This is a genomic window from Hydrogenophaga sp. PBL-H3 (genome assembly GCF_010104355.1).
In the GTDB taxonomy this organism is placed as follows: Bacteria; Pseudomonadota; Gammaproteobacteria; order Burkholderiales; family Burkholderiaceae_C; genus Hydrogenophaga.
In genome coordinates, this window is record NZ_CP044972.1 from 1284289 (window position 1) to 1308608 (window position 24320).

Here is a 24320-nt window from a genome sequence, read left to right on the forward strand (position 1 = left end):
GAAGAGGGCAGCCGGCGGCGCCAACACCAACCCCTCACGGGACCCCAGGAACTCAGGAGAAGCGCCATGTCGACAACCCAGAACGCCCGCCGTTTTACCCTCAAGACCCTCTCGGCCGCTGCCGTGGTCGCCACGCTCGGTGGCCTCTCGGCCTTGCCGGCCCACGCCCAGGAGACCATCAAGGTCGGCGTGCTGCACAGCCTCTCGGGCACCATGGCCATTTCGGAAACCGTGCTCAAGGACACGGTGCTGATGGCGATTGACGAGATCAACGCCAAGGGTGGCCTGCTGGGCAAGAAGCTCGAACCCGTGGTGGTGGACCCGGCTTCCAACTGGCCACTGTTCGCTGAAAAAACCAAACAGCTGCTGACGCAGGACAAAGCCGCCGTGATCTTCGGCTGCTGGACCTCGGTGTCGCGCAAGTCGGTGTTGCCGGTGGTGGAAGAGGCCAACGGCCTGCTGTTCTACCCCGTGCAATACGAAGGCGAAGAGCTGAGCAAGAACGTGTTCTACACCGGTGCCGCGCCCAACCAGCAGGCCATTCCTGCGGTGGAGTACCTGATGAGCAAGGACGGCGGTTCGGCCAAGCGCTGGGTGCTGCTGGGCACCGACTATGTGTACCCCCGCACGACCAACAAGATCCTGCGCGCCTTCCTGAAGGCCAAGGGCGTGGCCGATGCCGACATCATGGAGGAGTACACCCCGTTCGGTCACTCCGACTACCAGACCATCATTGCCAAGATCAAGAAGTTCTCGTCCGAAGGCAAGAAGACGGCCGTGGTCTCGACCATCAACGGCGACTCCAACGTGCCCTTCTACAAAGAGCTGGGCAACGCCGGCCTGTCCGCCAAGGACGTGCCTGTGGTCGCCTTCTCGGTGGGCGAAGAAGAGCTGCGCGGCGTGGACACCAAGCCGCTCGTGGGCCACCTGGCCGCCTGGAACTACTTCATGAGCGTGAAGAGCCCGGCCAACACCGAGTTCACCAAGAAATGGGCCGCATACGCCAAGGCCAAGAACATCCCCGGCCACAAGGACAAGCCGCTCACCAACGACCCGATGGAAGCCACCTACATCGGCGTGAACATGTGGGCGCAGGCCGTGACCAAGGCCAAGTCCACCGACACCGACAAGGTGATCGCCGCCATGGCCGGCCAGACCTTCAAGGCACCGGGTGGCTTCACCAGCACCATGGACAAGGAAAACCACCACCTGCACAAGCCGGTGTTCATCGGCGAGATCAAGGCCGACGGCCAGTTCAACGTGGTGTGGAAGACGCCTGGCCCGGTGGTTGCCGATCCGTGGAGCGACTACATCGCCGAGAACAAGGGCAAGAAGAACGTTCCTGAGAAAAAGTAACACCCCCCTGCGCCGCTGACGCGGCTTCCCCCCTCTGTGGCGCTCCTTCGGCGCTTCGAGGGGGGACGACATCTCGGGCCGGCGGAGCCGGACCCTTGATGTCTCTGGTATGGGCGTGCCTGGTGCGCCATGGTGGCTGTTTACTTCGGTAGGGATTGATATGAAGACTTGGTGGCTCCGCTGGTTGGGGCTGGGGTTGGTGCTGTGGATGTCGCTGAGCACGGCCCACGCGCTCACGCCGGCCGATGCCTTGGCGCTGGTGGATGGCGACACCGATGTGCGCATCGACACCTTGAACCGCCTCGCGGCAGAGCCTGACGACAAGGCTTCTGCGCTGATCAAGGCGATGTCTGACGAGTCCGTGCGTGTGCAGGGCGAACGTGTGCTGATCGTCGAGGGCGAGGGTGCCATCGACGCCGTCACGGGCGAGAAACTGGCGGCGCTGCCCGACGAGGCCGCCGACATCATGATCAACAACCGCCTGCGCAGCGCCATGGAGAGCGCGCTGGCCGGCATGGAGCTGGTGGGCGCGCCGCCCGAACGCCAGCGCGAAGCCGCACGCACCCTGCAGCGCAGTGCGTTTGAAGAACCCGACATCAGCCAGCTCGCGCTGATCGACAAGGCGCTGGCGGGCAACCTGGATGCTCAAGCGCGCCAGAGCCTGGAGCTCGCACAGGCTGCGGTCTTGCTCGCAAGTGAAGACCCCGCCCAACGTCTGGCCGCTGCACAAAAACTGGGCGAGGCCAAACAGCCCATCGTGCGTCCGCTGCTGTTGCAACAGATGGAGAAAGAGACCGACGCCGGCGTGAAGGCCGCGCTGGCCGATTCGCTCAAGGGCATCGACCGCATGCTGGCCCTGGGCAACACGCTGGCCCAGGCCTTCACCGGCATCAGCCTGGGCTCCATCCTGCTGCTGGCAGCACTTGGCCTGGCCATCACCTACGGGCTCATGGGCGTGATCAACATGGCCCATGGCGAGCTCATCATGATCGGCGCCTACGCCACCTGGCTGGTGCAGGTGTTCTTTCGCCAGTCGCTGCCCGAGTACTTCGACTGGTACCTGCTGGCCGCCCTGCCGATCGCGTTCACCGCGTCTGCCCTGGTGGGCGCGGCGATGGAGCGCTCGGTGATTCGTTTTCTGTACGGCCGACCGTTGGAGACGCTGCTGGCCACCTGGGGCATCAGTCTCGTGTTGATGCAGGCCGTTCGCAGCCTCTTCGGCGCGCAAAACGTGGGTGTTGAAAACCCGAGCTGGATGAGCGGCGGCGTCACCTTTCTGGGCAACCTCAACCTGCCGTGGAACCGCATCATCATCATCGGCTTTGCGGTGGCGGTGCTGGTGGGTGTGACGCTCATGATCACCAAAACGCGCTTGGGTCTCTTCGTGCGCGGCGTCACACAAAACCGGCCTATTGCGTCGTGCATGGGCGTCAACACCGCGCGCATCGACACCTATGCGTTTGCACTCGGCTCGGGCATTGCCGGCCTGGCCGGTTGCGCGCTCAGCCAGATCGGCAACGTCGGCCCCGACCTCGGCCAGAGCTACATCGTGGACTCGTTCATGGTGGTGGTGCTCGGTGGTGTGGGGCAGATTGCGGGCACGGTGTACGCCGCACTCGGCCTGGGCCTGCTCAACAAGTTCATCGAAGGCTGGGCCGGCGCCGTGCTGGCCAAGATCGCGGTGCTGGTCTTCATCATCGTCTTCATCCAGAAACGGCCCCAGGGCATCTTCGCCATGAAAGGCAGGGAGGCCACATGAGTATCCAAAATGCCGTTCGGGCTGAGCTTGTCGAAGCCCCGGCCAAGGTGTTGGTGAGCCCTTCGACAGGCTCAGGGCGAACGGAGATCGTCTTGCCCTCGCCAGGCCCGCTGCTCACCCGCACCGGCTGGGGCGCGTTTGTCGTCGCCCTGCTGGTGGTCTGCGCCGTGGCGCCGCTGCTGAATTTGTTCGCGCCCGAAGGCAGCACCTTCCACCTGAGCGACTACATGGTCGGCCTGCTCGGCAAGATCATGTGTTACGCCATCTGCGCGCTGGCCATGGACCTGATCTGGGGCTACACCGGCATCCTGAGCCTGGGCCACGGCCTGTTCTTCGCGCTCGGTGGTTACGTGATGGGCATGTACCTCATGCGCCAGATCGGGCTGGACGGCAACTACAAAAGCGAACTGCCCGACTTCATGGTCTTCCTCGACTGGAAGGAACTGCCCTGGCACTGGGCGCTCTCCGACAGCTTCATCGCCACGCTGCTGCTGATCGTGCTGGTGCCCGGTGTGGTGGCGTTTGTGTTCGGCTACTTCGCGTTTCGCTCGCGCATCAAGGGTGTGTATTTCTCCATCATCACGCAGGCGCTCACCTTCGCCGCGCTGCTGCTGTTCTTTCGCAACGAGACCGGCTTTGGTGGCAACAACGGCTTCACCGATTTCAAGCGCATCCTCGGCATTCCGCTGGCCACGCCCAGCATGCGCATGACGCTGTTCATCATCACCGGCCTCACGCTGCTGGGCTTCTTTCTGTGGGCGCGCTGGCTGGTCAACAGCAAGTTTGGCCGCGTGCTGCAGGCTGTGCGCGATGCCGAGAGCCGCGTCATGTTTTGCGGCTACAACCCGCTGCCCTACAAGCTCACCATCTGGACCATCTCGGCCGTGATGTGCGGCATTGCCGGCGCGCTGTATGTGCCTCAGGTCGGCATCATCAACCCCGGCGAGATGAGCACGGCCAACAGCATCGAGATCGCGATCTGGGCGGCGGTGGGTGGCCGCGCCACACTCATCGGCCCCATCGTTGGCGCCTTCATCGTCAACGGCGCCAAGAGCTGGCTCACGGTGAGCTTCCCCGAGTACTGGCTGTATTTCCTGGGCGTGCTGTTCATCGTGGTCACACTCTTCATGCCGCAAGGCGTGGTGGGTCTGGTGAAAAAACTGCGTGGTCAGAAAGGGGGCCAGGCATGACACCCGACCTGATGGAAGAGGGCGCGCGGCGCCTGGAGAAGATTGCAGCCGCCGGCGCGAGCGGCAACACCGAATCGGGTGGCCGCGCGGCGGGCTTCTCGCGGTTGGTGACCCCGGGGCAGGTGGACACCACCCACGGCCGCATCCTGTACCTCGACGGTGTGAACGTCAGCTTTGACGGCTTCAAGGCCATCAACAACCTCAGCCTGGACATTGCACCCGGCGAACTGCGCTGCATCATCGGCCCCAACGGCGCGGGCAAGACCACGATGATGGACATCATCACTGGCAAGACCCGGCCCGACTCGGGCAGCGTGTTCTTTGGCAGCACCATCGACCTGCTGCGCTACCGCGAAGCCGAGATCGCGGCCATGGGGATCGGCCGCAAGTTCCAGAAGCCCACGGTGTTCGAATACCTCACCGTGTTTCAAAACCTCGAACTGGCGCTGGCCACCGACAAGGGCGTTCGCCGCTCCATGGTGTTCCGCCTCACCGGGCAGGAGAAAGACCGCCTGGGCGAGGTGCTGCAGACCATCCACCTGGCCGACAGTGCGGCGCGTCTGGCCGGCAACCTGAGTCACGGGCAAAAGCAATGGCTGGAGATCGGCATGCTCTTGATGCAGGACCCGAAGCTGCTGCTGCTCGACGAACCCGTGGCCGGCATGACCGACGAAGAAACCGAGCGCACCGCACAGCTGTTCCTCACGCTCAAGGGCAAACATTCGCTGATGGTGGTGGAGCACGACATGAGCTTCATCCGCACGATCTCGGAGAAGGTCACGGTGTTGTGTGACGGGGCGGTGTTGGCCGAGGGGACGCTGGACGAGGTGCAGGCGGATGAACGGGTGATCGAGGTCTATCTGGGTCGTTGAGGACAAACACATGAGCCTGCTCGAAGTCAAAGACATCAACCAGTACTACGGCGGCAGCCACATCCTGCGCAACGTGAACCTCTCTGCCGAACTCGGCCAGGTCACCGTGGTGCTGGGCCGCAACGGCGTTGGCAAGACCACCTTGCTCAAATCGCTCATGGGCCTGGTGCCCATCAAGAGCGGCAGCATCACGCTTGACGGCGTGCCCATTGCAGGCGCCACACCCTACGAGCGTGCCCGCATGGGCATGGGTTTCGTGCCGCAAGGGCGCGAGATCTTCGGCCGCCTCACCGTGCAGGAGAACCTGCTGATGGGCCTGGCCTACAAGAAGGGCAACACGCCCATCCCGCCCGAGCTGTTCGAGTTGTTCCCGGTGCTCAAACAAATGCTGGGCCGGCGCGGCGGGGACTTGTCGGGCGGTCAGCAGCAGCAGCTGGCGATTGCGCGCGCGCTCGCGGCCGGGCCGAAGCTCCTGATATTGGACGAGCCCACCGAAGGCATCCAGCCCAACATCATCAAGGACATCGGCCGCGTCATCCGCATGCTCGCCGACCGCGGCAACATGGCGATCGTGCTGGTGGAGCAGTACTACGACTTCGCCGAAGCCCTGGCCGACCGCTACGTGGTCATGGAGCGCGGTGAAGTGATTGCGAGTGGTCCCGGCAGCGAGATGCAGGCCAAGGGCGTGCGCCAGCTCGTGGCGATCTGAACGCGTGGACTACTGGCCCAGCTGAGCCAGCGCCGCCTGCAAGCCCGACAGGCCACCCACGCGCTGGTCGTTGATGAAGATCTGCGGCATCTGCCGCACCGACGGGCCGCAGCGCTCGTAGAACGCGAGGCGCTCGGTCTCGTCATCAATCTGGATCTCCTCAAACCCGAGCGAACGGGACTTGAGCAGCATCTTGGCCGACTCGCATTGCGGGCAGGCGGACTTGGAGTAGACGGTGATTTTGGGTTGCATGAGCGCAGTTTACGGGGCCGGGCGCTGGCATCATCCCGGCGCTTCTGTGATGGAACGTATGGGCTGAGTTCCGCGTTACAAGACGCCGACATCAGCTGCTCGGACCCGATGTGTGAATCCTGCAAGGTCCAGTGAGTGGCGGCGTTGCAGCGAGTGCCGTCAGTGGACGCCCGGCGCCGAACTCACGCTGACTGACACCAAGCTGCCGTTGGCCGCGGTGGCTGGCTCCACCATGAAAGGCTGCCTTTCGAGGCACAGCGGTCCTCGGCCGGTTCGGCGCAGTTCAAGATGTCGACGACCGCTTCGGCATGGCTCGAACAGGTACTACCGACCCTTCAGCGACATACGCTGCCGTGAACCCGTCGCCTCGAAGCGGTCGGTCGCACATGCACCGCGGCCCCCGAAGATGACCCCGTAATGGTGGGCACACACAGGTAGGCGGCACTCAGGGCGATTGAGGCGCGGCGCACGGCTTGAGACCGTGCGCGCTCACCACTTCGGGGCCCTTCGTGCAAGCCATCAGCCGGCAGCCCCAGCGGGCGCCGGATGGCGCCCCGGTCCACTACGAGCGGCACCGCCCGGAACTGACCACGCTGTACCGCCTGGTGCAGCAGCACGCCGCAACCTTCTTCGCCCAGGCCGAAGATGCTGCGGGCGCCGACCTGCCGCAACTCGTCAAGGACGAGTTCGACGCCTTCCTAGAATGCGGCATCTTGGCCCACGGCTTCCTGCGCCTGCGCTTCGGCGACTGCGGCCACGACAAGCTGGTCGCCTTCAGCTGCAAGCGGCGCGGCTTTTGCCCCTCGTGCGGGGCCCGGCGGATGTCGCAGACCGCGGCGCACTTGCTGGACCATGTCATTCCCCATGTGCCGGTGCGGCAGTGGGTGCTGTCGCTGCCGCTCCCGCTGCGCCTGCTGCTGGCCGCACAGCCCAAGCGGGTGACACCCGTGCTGCAGGTCGTGCACCGCGTGATCACGCGGTTCCTGCTCAAACAGGCCGGCGTAAAGACAGACGAGGCCGACAGCGGCGCGGTCATGCTGGTTCAACGATTTGGGTCCGCGGCCAATCTCAACATCCACCTTCACTGCCTGGTGCTGGATGGCGTGTTCCGGCGCGGCACCGACGGTGCGCCGGAGTTCGTCGAAGTACCAGCGCCGACCGACGAAGCGCTGCAGACGGTGTTGCACAAAGTCATCATGCGCATGATGAAGCTGCTCACCTGTCGGGGGTGTTGGTCGAAGAGGAGGGTTCGACTTACATAGCCGACAACGACAGCGATTCGGACGAGGCCCGTGCGCTCAGGCCGCTGCAGGTTGCGGCCTGTCCTTATCGCATCGCCTTCGGCCCTCGCGCCGGCCAGAAGGTGCTGACTGTGCAGGGCGCCATGCCCAGGGAGACGGACTTCAAGCAATCGCTGTGCGCCGACATCAGCGGTTTCAGCCTGCACGCTGCCGTGCGCTGCGGCGCCGACGACCGCCAGGCACTGGAACAACTTTGCCGCTACATCACCCGCCCGGCGCTGGCTTACGAGCGCGTGCAGACCAACGCCGTCGGACAGGTGGTGTTGAAGCTCAAGACAGCCTGGCGCGACGGCACCACGCATCTGGTCATGTCGCCGCTGGAGTTCATGCAGCGGCTCGCCGCGCTTGTGCCACGGCCACGTCTACACCTGATCCGATTCCATGGTGTGCTGGCGCCCAAAGCCAAGCTGCGCGCGCTGGTGGTGCCGCAAGAGGCCAAAGCGCCCGCACAGGAAGCAAAGCCCGCCGAGTGCGAGGCGAACTGTGCGCACCACCGACCGGTGCGGCTGAGCTGGGCCAAGCTGCTCAAGCGCGTGTTCGAGATAGATATGGGGCCCTGCCCGAACTGCGGCGGTCAACTCAAGATCATTGCGGCCATCCTGGAGCAACCGGTTATCGAGAAGATCCTCACGCACTTGGGCCTGCAGGCCCGGGCACCCCCTCGGGCGCCAGCTCGTGGCCAGGCGCTTCAAGCGGCCTGAGCGAAGTCAACCACCATCGATCGAGCGGCCCCCGGCTCCACGAGCCGTGGGGATGGGCTGCGCCTGAGGTTTGCGAGACCGATGGAATCGGCCTGGTGACAAGGCATAACCCGCAGACGACGCCCAAGAGAGACGGGTTTCGGCTGCGCCGTCAACGCTCAGCGGATCTCTGCCACCTTCAAACACCGACTCGAGCGCGTCGGGCGCCGCGTTCGGGGTGCCGCAGGTAAGGAAATGAGCGTTTGAAAAGACTATCCTCACCCATGTCCAGAACGAGGCGATGACCTTTGCGAAGACCGTGATCGTGATGAACCACGGCGAGGTGATTCAGGCGGGCAGTCAGCAGGATTTGTTCGACCGCCCGGCGACCGACTATGTCGGGTACTTCATCGGGTCGCCCGCCATGAACTTTCTGCCCGCCGTGCGTGACGGCGACCGGGGCGGCGTGCCGGGCACCGGCCTGTCGCGCGCCTTGCCCGGCGATGCCCCGACCGACGGCCTGACGCTGGGCTTTCGCCCCGAACACGCGGTGCGCGGCGGCGGCCTGACCGGCACCGTCACCCGCGTGTGGTACGAGGGCGCGGATCAGGTGTTGGCGCTATCGCTGGGGGCGGGCACGCTGCGCATCAGGGTTGCGGCAGGGGCGGATGCCGCGGGGGCGACGGTGGCCTTCGGCGTGCCCGAGGACCGTCTGCGCCTGTACAATCGGGGCCGCTTTGTGTCCTGATATCCATGACAGTAAAGGGAAGATCGCGGTGACCGACTATTACAGCCAGGAAAACCACGGGCCGTACCAGACCCATGCCCTCGGGGATTTCACCCTGACATCGGGACAGGTGCTGCGCGATGCGCAGATCGCCTATGCCACGCAAGGCACCCTGAACGCGGCCCGCGACAATGCCGTGCTGGTGACCACCTGGTACACCGGCACCACCAAGATCATGGAACAGATCTATGTCGGTGCGGGCCACGCACTGGACCCGGCGAAGTACTTCATCATCCTGGCCAATCAGCTGGGGTCGGGGCTGTCATCCTCGCCCTCCAACTCCGCCACCCAAGGCGGGGCGGCGTTTCCGGCGCTGTCGATGGGTGACGATGTGAATGCGCAGCACCGGCTGCTGACCGAGGCGTTCGGCCTCGATCATCTGGCACTGGTGTTCGGCGGGTCGATGGGGGCGGGGCAGGCGCTGGAATGGGCCTGCCGGTTCCCCGGTTTCGCGCGGCGGGTGGCGGCACTGGCGGGGGTGGGCACCACGCGCCCGCATGCCGTGGTGATCGGCAGGATCGTGCAGGACATCCTGACCTCGGCGCACAGGTTCAACGGCGGGAATTACGGCCCCGGCGACATGGACGCGGCCCTGCGCCAGCACGCCCTGTACTGGACCAACCTGGCCTGGTGCCCCGATTTCCTGGACCGCAAGGGGTGGGAGCCTTTGGGCTTTGCGTCGCTGGATGCTTTCCTGACCGAGTTCATGCAAGGCTACTTTGCGCCGATGGACGCCAACAACCTGCTGGCGCAGGTCGGCAAGTGGCAGCGCGCGGATGTGGGCGGCAATGCCGGGGGCGACGCAAAGGCGGCCTATGCGCGGGTCACGTCGAAGGTGGTGCTGATGCCCATTGCGTCCGACCAGATCTTTCCGGTGGCGACATGCCGCGACGAGGCTGCGCTTATCCCCGGTGCCCGTGTGACCGTCATTGCGGGCAACGCGGGGCATCTGGGGCTGTTCGCGGTCGAGGCCGACTATATGCCGCAGATCAACGCGGCGCTTGGCGGGTTGCTGGCCGAACCGGCGTAGCCCGCGCACCTGTCCCTGGCCTGCGTGGCGGTCGCGCCAAGCAGTGACCAGCCGCGAGGCCGCCTTTTGTCACCCGCACCGTTTGCCTGCCTGACCGGATCGACCTGCACCGGGATCGCTGTCTTACCCCTTGCCCTGACCCTGCCCCGCCACGCGTGCCCGCAACCGCAACAGTGCCAGAACGGCGTCGATGCTGGGGGTGGGGGTGGCGGTCAGGCGGCCCAGTTCGGCAACCGACCCTATCAGCGCGTGAATCTCCAGCGGGCGGCCCGCCAGCAGGTCCTGCAACATCGACGCGCGGTGCGCGCCCACGGCGGCCCCGCCGTCGATGCGGCGGTCGACGTCGATGGGAAAGGTGACGCCCAGCTTTCGGCGATGGTCTGCGCCTCGACCATCATTGCGCGGGCGACGGCGCGGGTGCCGGGGTCGGTGCACAGCACGTCCAGCGTGGCGTGGGTGAGGGCAGAGATCGGGTTGAACGACAGGTTGCCCCGGAGTTTCACCCAGATCTCGTCACGCAGGCGGGGCCTGACGGGCGCCCTCAGGCCGGCGGTGGACAGCGCCTTGGACAAGGCTTCGGCGCGCGGGCTTTTTTCGCCCGAGGGCTCGCCCACCGAGAACCGGTTGCCCTCGACATGGGTGATGGTGCCGGGTTCGCTGACCTCTGCCGCAGGATAGACGACACAGCCCAGCATGCGGTCGGGACCAAAGGCATTCCACTGGGCATCGCCGGGGTCCACCGATGCCGCAGTTTAGGTGCCAGCCGCGGCAGGCCACGAACAGCGGACGCCGACGCCCTGCGCCCCACAAGGGGCACCCTCCCAAGCAGCCGTTCGTCCTGGCGCGTTGGCTTGCGCAGGCCGATGCCGTCCGTCCGGCCGCCTTCCGGCCTTGAAGCCACCGCCCCCGTCCATGACAGCGCGCGACACCGACATCGCCGAAGACGAACACACGATCGTGCACTGGCTCGGCTAGCCGCTGCAGCACGACCGGACTGAGCATGGCGTAGCGGTCCTTGGCGCCCTTGCCTTGCTCGACCCGAAGGGCCATGCGCTGGCTGTCGACGTCACCGACCTTCAGCCGGCAGACCTCGCTGGCGCGCAGGCCCGAACCGTAGGCCACCGACAGCGCCGCCTGGTGCTTGATATCGCGAGCTGCCGCGATCAGCGCGGCGGCCTCCTGCACGCTCAGCACCACCGGCACGGTGCGCGGCATCTTCACCGGCTGCATGCGCGCCATCAGCTCGCCCCGCCCCAAGGTCGTGTCGAAGAAGAACTTCAGCCCGGACAGCGTCGCGTTGAGCGTGATGGGCGAGGTGCCGGTGTCGACCAGGTGCAGTTGGAAGTTGCGCAGGTCCTCGAAGGTGGCGGTGTCGGGCGAGCGCTGGAGGAAGACGGTCGGCTTGCGGACGGCGCGGACGTAGGCGTCCTGGGTCTTCGGCTCCAGCTTGCGCATGCGCATGTCTTCGATCATGCGTTGACGCAGCGGCGTACCCACTCGGGTGATCGTTTCCATGGTTGCAGCTCCGTTGGTGAACGAGGCGGATTGCCTCGCTCGCCAACTTCGCAGAACCGCGCCCGCAACGAACCACCACAGCGTTACCGAGGCGCCTACCGCGCGAGCGGTTTAGTCCTGCGACCCAGAAGAGACATAGGCCGTCCTGACCTATCTGCCCTGAAGCCGCCGGCCGCACTCCCGCCGGGCGGGGCCGGGCGACTTGGTCTCAGACGCGGTGCTTCTTGAACCAGTCGCTCGCCAGTTTCTGCGCGTAAGTTGCCGCAGCCTTGTCGTAGCTGGGCCGGTAGTCGGCATTAAAGCCGTGGTCGACGTTCGGGAAGACCACGATCTCCGAACCACTACCGCCTTGGTTCATCAGGCCACGCATCTTCGCGATGGTCTCCTGCTTGACGAAGGCGTCTATCCCGGAATAAAGCCCCAGAACCGGCACCTTGATCTCACTGGCAAAGTCGATCGGATCCTGTGGACGGAGCTCGGGCGAACTGAGTCGGCTGGGCTTGCGCTCCACAGCGGTCTTTGACGTCCCACCGCCTCGAACCCGGTGACCGCTTGCTGGCCGGGCTACGAACGGCTCAGACTGTTTAGGGTTGTGGGACACCTGCCCGCGACAGCGGCAATGCGCCGAGCGGCGGCAACCTGAGGGCAGGTGTCGCACAAGCCTCGAGGGAGGAAACCGCGGCGAAGGCCACTGCGGCAGGTTTGACGCTCGGATGCCTATGGCGATTGCCGGTTGGCCAGACGGCCCATGCTGCACCGATCGCGGCGGTCGGCTGGCCGCGTGGCGCTGACATCGGCGCTGCTGCCTGTCTCGATGCCCGTGCTCGCCAGCTCAAGGTGGGCCGGCGAGGGCCTTGGACGCATCGAGACGCAGGCATCCCCAGCCGACGTGCCCACGTGGCCTGTCGACATCACGGCGATGTTGGTGGTGGACGCACTCACGATGCCGGTGGCCCCCTGATGACCTCGCCGCGCAGGATCGTCTGCACGACGAGCAGCGCCCGACCGCAGTGGTGGCAGACGAAGACCGGTGCCTGCTGCATGGCAGATGGCGTAGCTTCGGCGTCCACGGACGGCGGCTTGACTTCGACCTGCAATGCCTCGCGAACCCGCGCGAGGTCGGCGCGGCGGCTGCCGTTGGCCAGCAGCCCGTAGTGCCGGATACGGTGGAAGCCACCGGGCAGCACGTGCAGCAGGAAGCGGCGCATGAACTCCTGCGGCGCGAGCGTCATGGTCTTGTAGCGCGTGCGCCCTGCATGATCTCCCTTGTCCGCCCGGTAGTCCTTCCACCGGAAGCACACGCCCTGGTCGTCCATCGCCACGAGCCGGCTGTTGGAGATCGCCACCCTGTGCGTGTAGCGCGACAGGTAGGCCAGCACCGCCTTCGGCCCGGCGAACGGTGGCTTGGCGTAGACCACCCACTCGGCCTTGCGCAGCGGCGCCAGCCAGGCCTTGAACTGCGCTGCGTCCGCCAGGCCGGCATGCTCGCCGAAGAACTGCAACCGGCTGGCCTGGTGCAGCCGCTGCAGTTCTTCGAGGAACCGGCGCCGGAACAGCCGCGAGAGCACGCGCACCGGCAGGAAGAAGCCCGGCCGGCAGGCCACCCAGGTCGTGCCGTCCGGCGCCAGCCCGCCGCCGGGCACGATGCCGTGCACGTGCGGGTGGTGCGTCAGCGCCGAGCCCCAGGTGTGCAGCACCAGCGTCGCGCCGATGCGGGCGCCCAGGTGCTTGGGGTCCATCGCGATGGTCTGCAGCACCTCTGCGGCCATGTCGAACAGCAGGCCATAGATGGCGGCCTTGTGCGTGTAGGCGATGTCGGCGATGGGCGCCGGCAGGGTGAAGACGACGTGGAAGTACTCCACCGGCAGCAGGTCGGCCTGCCGGGCGTCGAGCCAGCGCTGCGCGGCCGTGCTCTGGCACTTCGGGCAGTGCCGGTTGCGGCAGGAGTTGTAGGACACAGCGTCGGTGCCGCAGCCATCGCAGCGCAGCACATGGCCACCCAGTGCCGCCGTGCGGCACTGGGTGATGGCCGACATCACCTTGAGCTGGCCCAGGCTCAGGTGGCCTCGCTGCGCCTCGCGCCAGGCCGGGCCGTGCACGCGGAAGATGTCGGCGACCTCCAGGGCGGGCCGCCCCTTCATCGACAACCCCGGCGTGCTTCAGGACGGCGGCAGTTCCTCCAGCGGCCCGATGACCTCGCGCAGCAAGTCAGTGGCCACGTGGGCGTAGATCGACGTGGTCTCCAGCTTCTTGTGCCCGAGCAGCACCTGGATCACGCGGATGTCGACCTTGCGCTCCAGCAGGTGGGTGGCGAACGAGTGGCGCAGGGTGTGCGTCGTCACGCGCTTGGCGATGCCGGCAGCCGATGCGGCATCGTGCACCGCGCGGTTGAGCTGGCGGATCGTCAGCGGATCCATCGGGTCCATGCCCGGGAACAGCCAGCCCCCGGGCAGCATCTTGCCCTGGGCGCGACCCACCCGCCACCAACTGCGCAGCCGAGCCAGAACCACCGGGCTGAGCATGGCGTAGCGGTCCTTGGCGCCCTTGCCCTGCTCGACACGCAGCGCCATGCGCTGGCTGTCGACGTCACCGACCTTGAGCCTGCACACCTCGCTGGCGCGCAGACCCGCGCCGTAGGCCACCGACGGCGCCGCCTGGTGCTTGATGTTGCGGGTGGCCGCCAGCAATGCCGCAGCCTCCTGCACGCTGAGCACGACCGGCACCGTGCGCGGCAGCTTCACCGGCTGCATGCGCGCCATCAGTTCGCCGCGGCACAGGGTGATGTCGAAGAAGAACTTCAGCCCGGTCAGCGTCGCGTTGAGCGTGATGGGCGAGGTGCCGGTGTCGACCAGGTGCAGCTGGAAGTTGCGCAGGTCCTCGACTGTGGCGGTGTCGGGCGGGCGCTTCAGATAGACAGTCAGCTTGCGGACGGCGCGGATGTAGGCTTCCTGGGTTCGGGGCTCCAGCTTGCGCATGCGCATGTCTTCGGTCATGCGTTGACGCAGCGGCGAGACCGCCGGGGTGATGGTGTCCATGGTTGCAGCTCCGTTGATGAACGAGGCGGATTGCCTCGTCGATCAACTTCGCAGAACTCACGGTGTGCCGGTACGCCACGGCGCCCGTCGGAGGGTTACCGCGCGAGCGGTTTAGGGCCTGTTAACACAATCGCAGACCATCAGCGACGAGTACGAAACTGATGAAGCCCAGGAACATGAGGTCGAGTTTCTCGAACCGCGAGAAGATGCGCCGATAGCCTTTGAGCCGACGGAACAAGCGCTCGACCTCGTTGCGACGCTTGTACATCTCGCGGTCGTACTCCCAAGGCTCAATGCGCGTCTTCATTGGTGGCACCACTGGAATGAAACCCAGATCCAATGCCAACTGCCGTGTCTCATTGCCCTCGTAGGCACGGTCCATCAACAAGTGCACTGGTCTACTGGTCGGCCCAAGACTGCTGAGCAGGCGCCGGCCTTCAGGCGCGTCGTGCGCCTGTCCAGGCGAGAGGCAGAACGTCACGGCCGTTCGAGCATCCGCGGCAACCATATGAATCTTGGTGTTCCATCCGCCTCGGGATTTTCCGATGGCTTGTGGGCCGTTTTTTTTAGTGCCCCCGTGCCGTCAGGGTGGACCTTGATGCTTGTGGAGTCCAGAGAGACCGCTTCGATCTTGATTCGCACGACCTGTGCACGCTGCAACTCCTCGAACATGCGATCCAGGACGCCGGCTTTGGTCCAGCGGTTCATGCGGGTGTAAATCGTGTGCCAGTTGCCAAAGCGCTTGGGCAGTCCGCGCCACTTGCAGCCATGCTCGGCCACATAAAGGATCGCATTGACCACCTGCAGGTTACTCAGGCTTACGTTGCCACGCTGCTTGGGCAGGCAGTGCTCAATGGTGGCGAATTGTGCGGGCGTGATCTCCATGCCGGATATTGTCCAGCGCAAACGACACGATCGCTATTAGTGTTAACACGCCCTAGTCCAGTCGGCCATCTGCAGACGTTCAGTACCGGCAGCATTCGGGCACTTCATTGAGCTGCACCACGCGGCGCCGATCAGGCACGTGCACGCAACTCCCTCACGCCGCGGCCCAGCTTGCGTCGCAACAGGTTGCGAAGGGTCACACCGTCGGAATAGCCGATCTGTGCGGCGATTTGGTCGACGCTCTCGCTGCCGGTTCGCAGCAGATGCACCGCACGCTCGACGCGCAGATCCTGGAAGTACGAGAGGGGTGTCTTGCCCAATACGCTTTGCACGCGCCGCGCCAAGGTGCGTTCACTGGCGCCCGCTGCGATGGCCGCATCGGCGAGAGAGAACCCGTGCGCGAGTTGCTGCCTGGCCCAGCCCTCAAAGCGCTCGACCACCGGGTCGGCATGGGCCAGGTGATCGGGGATCACGAACTCAGCTTGCGAGCCGCGGGCCTCTACCAGCAGGTATCGCGCCGCCAGAGCCGCCAGCGCTGGGCTACGGCTGCGCACGACGCTCAATGCCAGGTCGAGATGAGCCAAGGCGGCGCCGGCCGTGGTGAAGCCGGCCGAATTCACAAGCATGCGGGACTCGTCGAGCACCACGTGCGGATAGCGCTGCCGAAACATTGGCGCCAGCCACCACGAAGTTGTGGCGCGCTGGCCATCTAGCAGCGCGCTTTCCGCCAGCAAGAACGTGCCAGTGCAGGCGGCGCCAGCGGCCGCGCGGGCGCTTGACCATTGCTGCAACGCGACGACCGCGTCGGCCACGTCCGCATGCGCGAGACGCGCGGCGAGTGCGTCTGGCATCTTGGCGCCGAGTGCGGGCACCAGAACAACGTCAGGGTTTTGCACGCGGTGCACTGGCACGACCGGTACCGCCAGACCGTGCGCGGTGCGCACGCGACGCCGAACGCCGACCAACGTGACGTTGATGGGCGGCGGCGCCTGTGCGAGCGAGCCTGCCAGTTCATTGGCCGTGCTCAGTGTGTCCATGAGTGCAGCAAGACCCAGGTCGAACACGCCATCGAGAACAAGAAGGTGCAGATTCATGGCGGAAATGATATCAATGTTGTCATTCCTGCCACTAGCAAAAACTGCCGTGGCACCTGAGACTTCGGACTCGCCAAAGCTTTCACCCGTTCAACCAGAGGATCACTCCATGACCAAGTTCGCCCTGTTCGTCCGCCTCGAAGCCAAGCCTGGCCAGGAAGCCGCCGTTGCCGATTTTCTGGGAAGCGCGTTGCCGCTCGCCAACGCCGAATCGGGCACCACCGCCTGGTTCGCATTGAAGTTCGGCCCATCGACGTTCGGCGTCTTTGACGCTTTTGCGGACGAGGCCGGCCGCGAGGCTCACCTGCACGGCCCGATCGCCGCCGCGTTGATGGCGAACGCAGCCGCCTTGCTCAGTACACCGCCTAACATCGAGAAGATCGAGCTGCTGGCGGCGAAATTGCCTGGCTGACGAGCTGTCCGCGGCGGCAAATGTGAAGCTCCACATGGCTTGAGTGATCGGGATGAAGAGGTCCTGTCCTCGTGCGCCGCTCCTTCAAACCGATCCCGATTGAACCGCTCTTGCCGGCGGTGGTCGCAACCAAGTCGTCGCTGCCACAAACCGCCTCTGGGAGAGGGCGGCTAGGCCGCACCGTCTTAACCCGCGCGTTGCGCCTCCATCGCGCTGACTACCGTCTACCCGCGTGTGCCGTCCACGGGGCGGCCGGCGTACCGATCCGACCGCTTCGTGACGCCGGATTCAGGGCCGTGGATGTCGGTTCAGGGTCGGGTTCTGCCCGTCGCTCAGCACAGCAGCAGTCATTCGGCCGCTGCAGGGCCCGTGGCATCGAGCGAGTGACCGGTCACGAGCACTTTGAAGTCATCGGTGTTGCCTGCCAGCGTATGGACGCTTGCGGCCAAAGCCGCCGCTCGAGCTTCGAGTCTGAGTGACCACACCCAGTCTTCAATTGCCTCTCAACCGGGTCTGCGTCTTTGCAGCGCCAGGACCAGGGCGCCGCGGCCGAGGGTACCCACGGTATGCGCCATCAAGCCGACCTCCACAGTTCCCGGGGCAGTTCAACATGTCCCCTCATGAGTTCAAGCAGCACGAGCGGCACCACCAACGATTGCCGCCCTGTCCAGTCTCACTGGAATGAATGGTCCGAAAAGCCCAGCATGTCACCTCCATGGACGCGACTTTCTGGCTCTTCTCCACATCAATGATTGCCAGACTGATCGAACTGGTTTCGAATTCAATGGACAAATATCTTTGATCCAATATAATTGGATCAAACATGTGTGCAAGCTTTTTCCCATGACCAAGACCAAGTCAGCTGCCCCAGAAGATTCCGCTCTGTTCCTCGGCAACCAGCTGTGCTTTGCGCTGTATGCCGCGTCCTTGGCCATGAGCAAGACCTACCGGCCGCTGTTGGCGCCCCTGGGTCTCACCTTCCCTCAATACGTCGTCATGATGGCGCTTTGGGAGCACAAACAACTCACTGCCGGCGCACTGGCACAAACAGTGGCACTGGACGCCGGCACATTGGTCCCACTGGTGCGCAAGCTGGTCGTCCAGGGTCTACTGCAGCGGGAACGCAGCACGGAAGACGATCGCTCGGTGATCATTTCCCTCACACCCGCAGGCAAAGCGCTCCAGAAACGTGCCCATGCCGTGTATGCCCAGGCCGCATGCGCAACGCAGTGCTCGCTCCAGCAACGCCAAGCGTTGACCGCTCAGCTCCAGGTATTGCGTGCGGCGCTGACCCAATCCCCCTGAAGTGCATGGCACGCACCGCGTTCCATGCACCAAGATTTTCCAACCCGCAACCGCCAGCAACCCAAGGAGCTTTCATGAAACTGATGGACTACGGCCTCAAGCCAATCGACTTCCAGAACCCCCCTCAAGCCGCATCCGTCCACCCCTCGCGCCGTGGATTCGTCATGACCTCCCTCGCATCGGGTTTCGCCCTGGCATCCAATCCGGTGCTGGCCCAGGCCATCGTCACCGACAGCAAGGGCTTGGTGGCTGGCGAGGTCAGCGTGCCTGTGGCCGACGGCAAGATGCCCGCCTACCGGGCCATGCCCGCAGGGCCTGGCAAGTTCCCGGTGATCCTCGTGGTGCAGGAAATCTTTGGCGTGCACGAGCACATCAAAGACATGTGCCGGCGTTACGCCAAGCAGGGCTACTACGCCATTGCCCCGGAAATGTTTGCACGCCAGGGCGACGTGTCGAAGATGACCGACATTCAGTCGATCCTCTCGCAGGTGGTCTCCAAAGTGCCGGACGCCCAGGTGTGCGCCGACCTCGATGCCACCCTGGCCTTCGCACGCGCCAGCGGCAAGGCCGATGCCAAGCGCACGGGTCTGGTGGGTTACTGCTGGGGTGGCCGCACGGCGTGGGTCTACGCGCGGCACAACAGCAAGCTGAACGCTGCGGTGGCGTACTACGGTTTGCTCGAAGGTCTGAAGACGCCCGACCTGCGTCCTGAAGATCCGATCGACTTTGCCGACCAGATCAAGGTGCCGGTGCTGGGCCTGTATTCCGGCATCGATGCCTTCGTCAAGCAGGAGACCATCGCCAAGATGCGCGGCCTGATCAACAAGGGCGGAAGCGGCTCGGAGATCGTGGTGTTTCCCAACGTCGACCACGGCTTCAACGCCGACTACCGACCCAGCTACGACAAGTCGGCTGCCACGTACGCCCAGAAGCTGGCCAACGACTGGCTGAAAAAGCACAAGGTCTGAGGTCTCGGCCGATGCGGCTGCCACTGCAACCAGGCCGCGGACCGTGCAGTGGCAAAAAGACGAGGGTGCGGCCGGTTTCGGTGGCACTGCGGTCGCTTGAGGGCAGGCTCCCGCATCGAATACTGGTCCTCAGCGGGACGCATGGAGCTCTTGCTACGAACGTCCGAGATCAGTGGCGGATTCAAGCGGTCGCTCGGTATGGCTGCCCGCGGCCTCCAGCGGTCAGTTGACGACGACCTCTCGAAAGTCGTCCCTGCACACGGTGGGCGAGACATCGCATCTCGCCGTACCCCCTCACTCCGCCGTGATCTTGCGCTCCCTGATGATCGCGCCAAACCGCTGCGAATCGTCCGCACCGCGCTTGCCGAACTCGGCCGGCGTGAGCGCCAGCGCTTCGCCACCCAGCGCCGTGATGCGGTCCTTCACAGCGGCCGTGGCCAGGATCTTGTTGATCTCGGTGTTGAGCTTGGTGATCACGCTCTGCGGCGTGGCGGCGGGGGCGTAGAAGCCGAACACGGAGTCGGCGTCAAAACCCTTCAGGCCGGCTTCATCGAGCGTGGGCACGTCGGGGAACAGGGGCGAGCGTTTCATGCTGCCCACGGCCAGCAGCTTGGTGCGCCCGGCCTTGGCGTGTGCCAGGCCGATGCCCGGGTCGAAGTAGTAGTCGATCTGGTTGCCCATGAGGTCGGTGAGCGCGGGGGCGGCGCCGCGGTAGGGCACGTGCACGGCAAACAGGCCGGCCTGGCTCTTGAACATTTCGCCCGCCAGGTGCGGCGAGCTGCCGTTGCCGGCCGAGCCATACACCAGGCGGCCGGGGTTGGCCTTGATGAGTTTGATGAGGTCCTGCACGTTGTTGGCTTCCAGCGTGGGCTTGCCCATGAGGTACACCAGCACGCGAGCGGCCGAGGCCACGGGCACCAGGTCTTTCGCCGGGTCGAAGGGCATGCGCGGGTAGATGTGCGGGTTCACCGACACCATGCCGCCCGAGCCCATGAGCAGGGTGTAGCCGTCGGCGGGTGCCTTGGCCACCGCGTCACCGGCGATGTTGCCGTTGGCGCCCGCGCGGTTTTCCACCACCACGGGCTGGCCCAGCGCGGTGGCCAGGGGTGTGGACACCAGGCGCGCAATCTGGTCGGCAGCACCGCCGGGGGGGAAGCCCACCACGATCTTGAGCGGTTTGTCGGGCCAGGCCTGCGCGAGGGCAGTGGGCACGGCGGCCAGGGTCATCAGGCCCAGGGCGGCGGCACCGGCCAGGTGCCAGCGGCGGGAAGGGTTGGCGGGGGTTCGGGTCATGTCTGTCTCCTTGTAGGTATGGGCAAATCAGCGGTGAAAGGACGTGGTCAGTGTGGCGCAACCGCCTTCACTTTCAATCGGGGGTTGTGCTGCCACCGGATCGGCTGGGCCTTCACGGGGCGCGCGGGTGCGCCGTGTTGCTGCAGGGCGAGGTCGAGTGCCTTGCCGGCTTCGTCGCTCAGCGCGGCGGTGCGGGCCGCGGCCACGGCGCGGCAGCGTTGTGCGGCGCTGGCGGGGTCGTTCAGCGCGGGCAGGGCCAGGTGGTCGATGATGTGCAGCAGGTTGTCCTTGCCGCGCTCGTTGGTGCTGCCATAGCCCTTGATGAGCCGGCCGCACAGCGCCACCTCGTGGCCCAGCTGCCAGTGGATGGAGGTGAGCTGCACCACGGCGGCGAGCCAGCGGTCGATCAGCGCCTGTTCGGCCTGGAAGCGGCTGCCCATGGGGCGCAGGCGTTTGGCCGCGGCCAGGCCGCGCAGCGCCAGCATGCCCAGCACCGAGTGGGTGCCGATCTTCAGCGGCAGCGCCCAGGGCGCTTTGCCGGCGGCCACGCGCTTGCGGTCCCAGGCCAGCACCCGCTGTGCCATGCCGGTGGGCAGCATGGCGGCGAACTCGGGGGCGCCGGGCTTGAAATGGTCATACACCCGCAGCAGGTCGTCGTTGCCGGCTTTCGCCTCAAGGCGCACGCGGGTCTGGCGGCTGGCGCGGCTCTTGAGGTCGGCCACGAGCACGATGTCGTCGAACGCCATCCACAGCGCGACCCAGCGCGCCATTTCCACCGTGGTGCTCCAGCCGTGCTCGCCTTGTGGGTCGGTGCGTTTCTCGGCTTCGAGCACGCGGCGCAGCCGCGCCGCGTAGTGCACGCCGTAGGCTGTGTTCTGGTACTCGCACACCCGGGCATGGCCCAGCGCCATGAGCGGGTGCACTTCGGGTGGGAACTCACGCGCCAGGGCCGCATGCAGGCTTGGACCGGCGGAGATGGGCGCGGGTGCGAGCACCTGCTCCACATACGCAGCCTGCGCGCGCTGCGCCTGCACCGCGTCGAACGCGAGCGCAAATCCGCGCAGGCTGGCCTTGGCGCTGGCGCCGCCGGTGCCGATGACGGTTTCAAAGTCTTGCCGTGCAAACGGCAGCAGGCCGCTGCCCGCAATGGCGCCCAGCATCACCGCGCTCACCACGGTGCCGGCTTGCTTTGTGAGCGCGGCCATGTCGAGCACGTGGCGCGCGCGGCTGTGGGTGTTCACCAGGTCGATCAGCTCGGCCGCGTCGCGCCGGCCGTCGCCCATCACCATCTTCTCGCCGGTGGTCAGCGCCCGGGCCGACGAGGTGATGACCAGCGTGTGCGAGTCCGAGGCCAGGCCGTTGGTGATCTGGCGGCCGGTCTCCAGCAGCTCCGACGACACCAGCGCATCCAGCCGGCCGGGCAATGGGTTCAGGCCGAACACCGGCTTGCGCCCACCCAGCTGGGCCATGGGCACCGGGAACACCTCCATGTAGTAGGTGGTGGCGCCCGTGCGCTGCGCCACGCCGGGGATGGAGGTGGCCTGCGCCGCAAAGCCCGCGTGGCGCGCGGCCTCCACCAGCCAGTCGGTCAGGATGCCGCCGCCTTCGCCGCCGAGGGCGCAGAGCAGCAGGGAGATGGGTTGTTGGTTTGTTGCCATGATCAAGCCGGTTGCAGCATGCGGACGACGCTCGCGCGCAGGGAATGGATCAAACGCTCGTGCCACTTGGGGTTCTGCACCACCTCGGCGCGGTAGAACGATGGGCACAGCGTGGCCGCGTGCGCGTTGGCACCGCACAGGCCACAACCCACGCAGCCGTCGATGACGGTGGCCACCGGGTCGACCTTGAGTGGGTCGGGATTGTCTTTCAGCGTGAGCGTGGGGCAGCCCGAGAGGCGGATGCACGCGTGGTCGCCGTTGCACACGTCTTCGTCCACCCCGTATTTCACGCGCACCACACGCTTGCCCTTTTTGAGCAGGTTCGCAATCCAGGGCTTGATGCGGCGCTGGCGCTCCAGCTGGCACTCGCCTTCGGCCACGATCACTTTGAGGCCCTGGAACTCGGTACCGAAAGCCTCGGTGAGCGTGGCGCGCATGGTGTCCACCTCGTAGGTGTTCACGGTGCGCATCCACTTCACGCCCAGGCCTTTGAGCGTGCTCTCGATGGTCTGGTCGGTGTGGGCCAGGCTCTGGGCCTTGTCGTGCGCCGCGTCCTTGGCGGCCTCGCCGGGGGTGGAGATGATGTCCTGCGTGCCGGTGGCCGACGTGTAGCCGTTCTTGAAGATCAGCAGCACCGCGTCGTCGCCGTTGAAGAGCGCGCTCTGCACGCCGGTGAGCAGGCCGTTGTGCCAGAAGCCGCCGTCGCCCATGACCGACAACACGCGCCGCTTCATCACCGGCGACACGCCCGCACGGCTTGCCAGGCTCATGCCGTAGCCGAGGATGGAGTGGCCGAAGGAAAACGGCTCGAAGGTGGCCAGCGCGTGGCAGCCGATGTCACCGGCAATGTGCACCGGCCCGGTGTCCTGCTGCGCGAGCTTGAGGGCCGAGAACACCGGGCGCTCCGGGCAGCCGATGCACATGCCGGGCGGGCGCGCGGGCAGCGGAGCAGAGAGCTGCTGCACCGATTCGGCGCGCCGTGTCTGATTGCCCTGCAGCCAGGCGCGGGCGGTATCAACAATGCCCTGTGTGGCCGGGTCCTGCAGGTACCGGCCCACAAACTTGGCCAGGCCGTTGGCCATCACCTCGGCCGTGTACTCGCCCGCGTTGGGCAGCATGTCCTTGCCGTGCAGCGGGGTCTGGATGTCCAGCCGGCGCAGCAGCGTGGCGAGCTCCTGTTCGATGTACTCGGGCTGGCCTTCTTCGAGCAGCAGCACTGCGCGTTTGCCCAGGCAGAAGTTGGTGAGCTGCTCGGGCACCAGCGGGCAGGTCACGTTGAGCACCAGCATGGGAATGGCGGTTTCGCCAAACGCGTCGGCCAGGCCGAACTGCTGCAGCGCGCGGATGAGGGTGTTGTACAGACCGCCCTGCACGATGAGGCCGAGGTCCTGGTGCTCGCCGTCGAAGAACTCGTTGAGTTCGTTCTCCACGATGTAGCGCCGCGCGGCCGGGATGCGCTCGTCGCCCTTGAGCTTCTCGTGGCGGAAGGTCACCGGCGGGTGGGCCAGGCGGTTGTAGTCGAAGCTGGCGGGCTCGTCGATGAGGTTGTGCCGCGAGAGCGCGGGCTTGACGTTGTCCTTGGCCACAAAACTGCCGCGCACGTGGCAGGCGCGAATCCTCAGCTCCATGAGTGCGGGCATGTTCGACGCTTCGGACAAGCGGAACCCCTGCTCGACCATGTGCACCATGCGCCCCAGGTCGGGCCGGGGATCGAGCAGCACCATGCTCGACTTGAGCGCGTAGGCGTGGGTGCGCTCCTGGATCACGCTGGCACCCTCGCCGTAGTCCTCGCCCACGACCACCAGCACGCCGCCGGTGACACCGGGCGAGGCGAGGTTGGACAGCGCATCGGCCGCCACGTTGGTGCCGACGATGGATTTCCAGGTGACAGCGCCACGCAGCGGGTAGTGGATGGAAGCGCCCAGCATGGCCGCGGCGGAAGCTTCGTTCGAGCACGCTTCCACGTGCACGCCAAGCTCGTCCATGTAGGGCTTGGCCTGCACCATCACGTCGAGCAGGTGCGAGACCGGCGCGCCCTGGTAGCCACCCACGTAGGCCACGCCCGATTGCAGCAAGGCCTTGGTGATGGCGAGGATGCCCTCGCCGTGAAAGGTCTGGCCGTCGCCGAGCCGCAGGGACTCGATTTCCTGGGTGAATGAAACTTCCAAGGTGTTTGTCTCCGGTGCGCCGTGGCCTCCCGGGCCCGGCTTTGCCATGGA

General features: G+C 65.8%; 23 protein-coding genes and 1 pseudogene. 13 read left to right on the forward strand and 11 right to left on the reverse strand.

What is annotated here, in order from left to right:
* Positions 1-66 precede the first annotated feature (66 nt).
* The 5 genes from urtA to urtE all read left to right on the forward strand — a co-directional run bounded on the left by urtA (position 67) and on the right by urtE (position 5886).
* Positions 67-1356, forward strand: coding sequence for an urea ABC transporter substrate-binding protein (gene urtA / locus F9Z44_RS06160; protein WP_159604457.1), 1290 nt, complete (start codon positions 67-69; stop codon positions 1354-1356).
* A 160-nt stretch (positions 1357-1516) separates the two neighbouring features.
* On the forward strand, positions 1517-3115 hold the full coding sequence (gene urtB, locus F9Z44_RS06165; protein ID WP_159604458.1) for an urea ABC transporter permease subunit UrtB: 1599 nt from the start codon (positions 1517-1519) through the stop codon (positions 3113-3115).
* On the forward strand, positions 3112-4305 hold the full coding sequence (urtC, locus tag F9Z44_RS06170; protein WP_159604459.1) for an urea ABC transporter permease subunit UrtC: 1194 nt from the start codon (positions 3112-3114) through the stop codon (positions 4303-4305). The genes urtB and urtC overlap by 4 nt, the downstream gene beginning before the upstream one ends.
* Positions 4302-5177, forward strand: coding sequence for an urea ABC transporter ATP-binding protein UrtD (urtD, locus tag F9Z44_RS06175; protein WP_159604460.1), 876 nt, complete (start codon positions 4302-4304; stop codon positions 5175-5177). The genes urtC and urtD overlap by 4 nt, the downstream gene beginning before the upstream one ends.
* Before the next feature lie 16 nt (positions 5178-5193).
* Entirely contained in the window at positions 5194-5886 is a 693-nt protein-coding gene (urtE, locus tag F9Z44_RS06180) for an urea ABC transporter ATP-binding subunit UrtE (RefSeq protein WP_159608603.1), read from the forward strand.
* Positions 5887-5895: 9 nt separating this feature from the next.
* On the opposite strand, the gene F9Z44_RS06185 is transcribed toward urtE, so the two are convergent.
* Positions 5896-6138 (reverse strand): glutaredoxin domain-containing protein, encoded by a 243-nt coding sequence (locus F9Z44_RS06185; RefSeq protein ID WP_159604461.1) that lies wholly within the window; start codon positions 6136-6138, stop codon positions 5896-5898.
* A 509-nt stretch (positions 6139-6647) separates the two neighbouring features.
* Here F9Z44_RS06185 and F9Z44_RS23125 point away from each other — a divergent pair.
* From F9Z44_RS23125 to F9Z44_RS06205, 4 genes are all read left to right on the forward strand, one after another.
* The gene (locus F9Z44_RS23125; protein WP_159604462.1) at positions 6648-7400 is read left to right on the forward strand and encodes a transposase zinc-binding domain-containing protein; all 753 of its coding nucleotides are present in this window, start codon (positions 6648-6650) and stop codon (positions 7398-7400) included.
* On the forward strand, positions 7367-8140 hold the full coding sequence (locus F9Z44_RS23130; RefSeq protein WP_159604463.1) for a transposase: 774 nt from the start codon (positions 7367-7369) through the stop codon (positions 8138-8140). Before F9Z44_RS23125 ends, F9Z44_RS23130 begins: the two co-directional genes overlap by 34 nt.
* 280 nt (positions 8141-8420) lie before the next feature.
* The gene (locus F9Z44_RS06200) at positions 8421-8867 is read left to right on the forward strand and encodes a TOBE domain-containing protein (RefSeq protein WP_159604464.1); all 447 of its coding nucleotides are present in this window, start codon (positions 8421-8423) and stop codon (positions 8865-8867) included.
* Positions 8868-8895: 28 nt separating this feature from the next.
* Entirely contained in the window at positions 8896-9936 is a 1041-nt protein-coding gene (locus F9Z44_RS06205) for an alpha/beta fold hydrolase (RefSeq protein ID WP_159604465.1), read from the forward strand.
* A 123-nt stretch (positions 9937-10059) separates the two neighbouring features.
* Here F9Z44_RS06205 and F9Z44_RS22880 read toward each other — a convergent pair.
* The 3 genes and pseudogenes from F9Z44_RS22880 to F9Z44_RS22890 form a co-directional block, all read right to left on the reverse strand.
* Positions 10060-10550, reverse strand: a pseudogene (locus F9Z44_RS22880) (ketopantoate reductase C-terminal domain-containing protein).
* Positions 10450-11451, reverse strand: a complete 1002-nt coding sequence (locus F9Z44_RS22885) for a tyrosine-type recombinase/integrase (RefSeq protein ID WP_236574275.1) — start codon at positions 11449-11451, stop codon at positions 10450-10452. The pseudogene F9Z44_RS22880 and the gene F9Z44_RS22885 overlap by 101 nt, the downstream one beginning before the upstream one ends.
* Before the next feature lie 208 nt (positions 11452-11659).
* Positions 11660-11962 carry a dienelactone hydrolase family protein gene (locus tag F9Z44_RS22890; RefSeq protein ID WP_236574276.1) on the reverse strand — a complete coding sequence of 101 codons (303 nt, stop codon included), beginning with the start codon at positions 11960-11962 and terminating at the stop codon, positions 11660-11662.
* A gap of 237 nt (positions 11963-12199) precedes the next feature.
* Between F9Z44_RS22890 and F9Z44_RS06225 the strand changes: the two genes are divergently transcribed.
* On the forward strand, positions 12200-12412 hold the full coding sequence (locus tag F9Z44_RS06225) for a hypothetical protein (protein WP_159604467.1): 213 nt from the start codon (positions 12200-12202) through the stop codon (positions 12410-12412).
* Here the strand turns inward: F9Z44_RS06225 and F9Z44_RS06230 are convergent.
* The 4 genes from F9Z44_RS06230 to F9Z44_RS06245 all read right to left on the reverse strand — a co-directional run bounded on the left by F9Z44_RS06230 (position 12390) and on the right by F9Z44_RS06245 (position 16465).
* Positions 12390-13592, reverse strand: coding sequence for an IS91 family transposase (locus F9Z44_RS06230; RefSeq protein WP_159604469.1), 1203 nt, complete (start codon positions 13590-13592; stop codon positions 12390-12392). The genes F9Z44_RS06225 and F9Z44_RS06230 overlap by 23 nt on opposite strands.
* Before the next feature lie 18 nt (positions 13593-13610).
* Positions 13611-14486, reverse strand: a complete 876-nt coding sequence (locus F9Z44_RS06235) for a tyrosine-type recombinase/integrase (RefSeq protein ID WP_159604471.1) — start codon at positions 14484-14486, stop codon at positions 13611-13613.
* Positions 14487-14607: 121 nt separating this feature from the next.
* A protein-coding gene (locus tag F9Z44_RS06240) for an IS5 family transposase (protein ID WP_159604473.1) occupies positions 14608-15371 on the reverse strand; the annotation gives its coding sequence in 2 pieces (ribosomal slippage) (positions 14608-15056 and positions 15056-15371; 765 coding nt in all).
* A gap of 131 nt (positions 15372-15502) precedes the next feature.
* Positions 15503-16465: a GlxA family transcriptional regulator gene (locus F9Z44_RS06245; RefSeq protein ID WP_056314654.1), complete on the reverse strand. Its 963-nt coding sequence runs from the start codon at positions 16463-16465 to the stop codon at positions 15503-15505.
* Between the two features lie 109 nt (positions 16466-16574).
* Here F9Z44_RS06245 and F9Z44_RS06250 point away from each other — a divergent pair, with 109 nt between their 5' ends.
* The 3 genes from F9Z44_RS06250 (at position 16575) to F9Z44_RS06260 (ending at position 19150) form a co-directional block, all read left to right on the forward strand.
* Positions 16575-16877, forward strand: a complete 303-nt coding sequence (locus tag F9Z44_RS06250) for a putative quinol monooxygenase (RefSeq protein WP_159604475.1) — start codon at positions 16575-16577, stop codon at positions 16875-16877.
* An 843-nt stretch (positions 16878-17720) separates the two neighbouring features.
* Positions 17721-18182, forward strand: a complete 462-nt coding sequence (locus F9Z44_RS06255; protein ID WP_159604477.1) for a MarR family winged helix-turn-helix transcriptional regulator — start codon at positions 17721-17723, stop codon at positions 18180-18182.
* Positions 18183-18256: 74 nt separating this feature from the next.
* A complete protein-coding gene (locus F9Z44_RS06260) occupies positions 18257-19150 on the forward strand; it encodes a dienelactone hydrolase family protein (RefSeq protein ID WP_159604480.1) in 894 nt (297 codons plus the stop codon).
* Positions 19151-19444: 294 nt separating this feature from the next.
* Here F9Z44_RS06260 and F9Z44_RS06265 read toward each other — a convergent pair whose 3' ends face one another.
* The 3 genes from F9Z44_RS06265 to F9Z44_RS06275 are packed head-to-tail and all read right to left on the reverse strand — an operon-like array spanning position 19445 to position 24269.
* Positions 19445-20443, reverse strand: coding sequence for a Bug family tripartite tricarboxylate transporter substrate binding protein (locus F9Z44_RS06265; RefSeq protein WP_159604482.1), 999 nt, complete (start codon positions 20441-20443; stop codon positions 19445-19447).
* A 47-nt stretch (positions 20444-20490) separates the two neighbouring features.
* Complete coding sequence (locus F9Z44_RS06270) at positions 20491-22101, reverse strand: indolepyruvate oxidoreductase subunit beta family protein (RefSeq protein WP_159604484.1); 1611 nt, start codon at positions 22099-22101, stop codon at positions 20491-20493.
* A gap of 2 nt (positions 22102-22103) precedes the next feature.
* Complete coding sequence (locus F9Z44_RS06275) at positions 22104-24269, reverse strand: thiamine pyrophosphate-dependent enzyme (protein ID WP_159604486.1); 2166 nt, start codon at positions 24267-24269, stop codon at positions 22104-22106.
* Positions 24270-24320: the final 51 nt, after the last annotated feature.

Excerpts from the sequence above, each read along its gene's own strand:
- urtA (WP_159604457.1), top strand. The coding sequence starts at position 67 with ATGTCGACAACCCAGAACGCCCGCCGTTTTACCCTCAAGACCCTCTCG.
- urtB (WP_159604458.1), top strand. The coding sequence starts at position 1,517 with ATGAAGACTTGGTGGCTCCGCTGGTTGGGGCTGGGGTTGGTGCTGTGG.
- urtC (WP_159604459.1), top strand. The coding sequence starts at position 3,112 with ATGAGTATCCAAAATGCCGTTCGGGCTGAGCTTGTCGAAGCCCCGGCC.
- urtD (WP_159604460.1), top strand. The coding sequence starts at position 4,302 with ATGACACCCGACCTGATGGAAGAGGGCGCGCGGCGCCTGGAGAAGATT.
- F9Z44_RS06185 (WP_159604461.1), bottom strand. The coding sequence starts at position 6,138 with ATGCAACCCAAAATCACCGTCTACTCCAAGTCCGCCTGCCCGCAATGC.
- F9Z44_RS06200 (WP_159604464.1), top strand. The coding sequence starts at position 8,421 with ATGACCTTTGCGAAGACCGTGATCGTGATGAACCACGGCGAGGTGATT.
- F9Z44_RS22885 (WP_236574275.1), bottom strand. The coding sequence starts at position 11,451 with ATGGAAACGATCACCCGAGTGGGTACGCCGCTGCGTCAACGCATGATC.
- F9Z44_RS06225 (WP_159604467.1), top strand. The coding sequence starts at position 12,200 with ATGCTGCACCGATCGCGGCGGTCGGCTGGCCGCGTGGCGCTGACATCG.
- F9Z44_RS06230 (WP_159604469.1), bottom strand. The coding sequence starts at position 13,592 with ATGAAGGGGCGGCCCGCCCTGGAGGTCGCCGACATCTTCCGCGTGCAC.
- F9Z44_RS06235 (WP_159604471.1), bottom strand. The coding sequence starts at position 14,486 with ATGGACACCATCACCCCGGCGGTCTCGCCGCTGCGTCAACGCATGACC.
- F9Z44_RS06245 (WP_056314654.1), bottom strand. The coding sequence starts at position 16,465 with ATGAATCTGCACCTTCTTGTTCTCGATGGCGTGTTCGACCTGGGTCTT.
- F9Z44_RS06250 (WP_159604475.1), top strand. The coding sequence starts at position 16,575 with ATGACCAAGTTCGCCCTGTTCGTCCGCCTCGAAGCCAAGCCTGGCCAG.
- F9Z44_RS06255 (WP_159604477.1), top strand. The coding sequence starts at position 17,721 with ATGACCAAGACCAAGTCAGCTGCCCCAGAAGATTCCGCTCTGTTCCTC.
- F9Z44_RS06260 (WP_159604480.1), top strand. The coding sequence starts at position 18,257 with ATGAAACTGATGGACTACGGCCTCAAGCCAATCGACTTCCAGAACCCC.
- F9Z44_RS06265 (WP_159604482.1), bottom strand. The coding sequence starts at position 20,443 with ATGACCCGAACCCCCGCCAACCCTTCCCGCCGCTGGCACCTGGCCGGT.
- F9Z44_RS06270 (WP_159604484.1), bottom strand. The coding sequence starts at position 22,101 with ATGGCAACAAACCAACAACCCATCTCCCTGCTGCTCTGCGCCCTCGGC.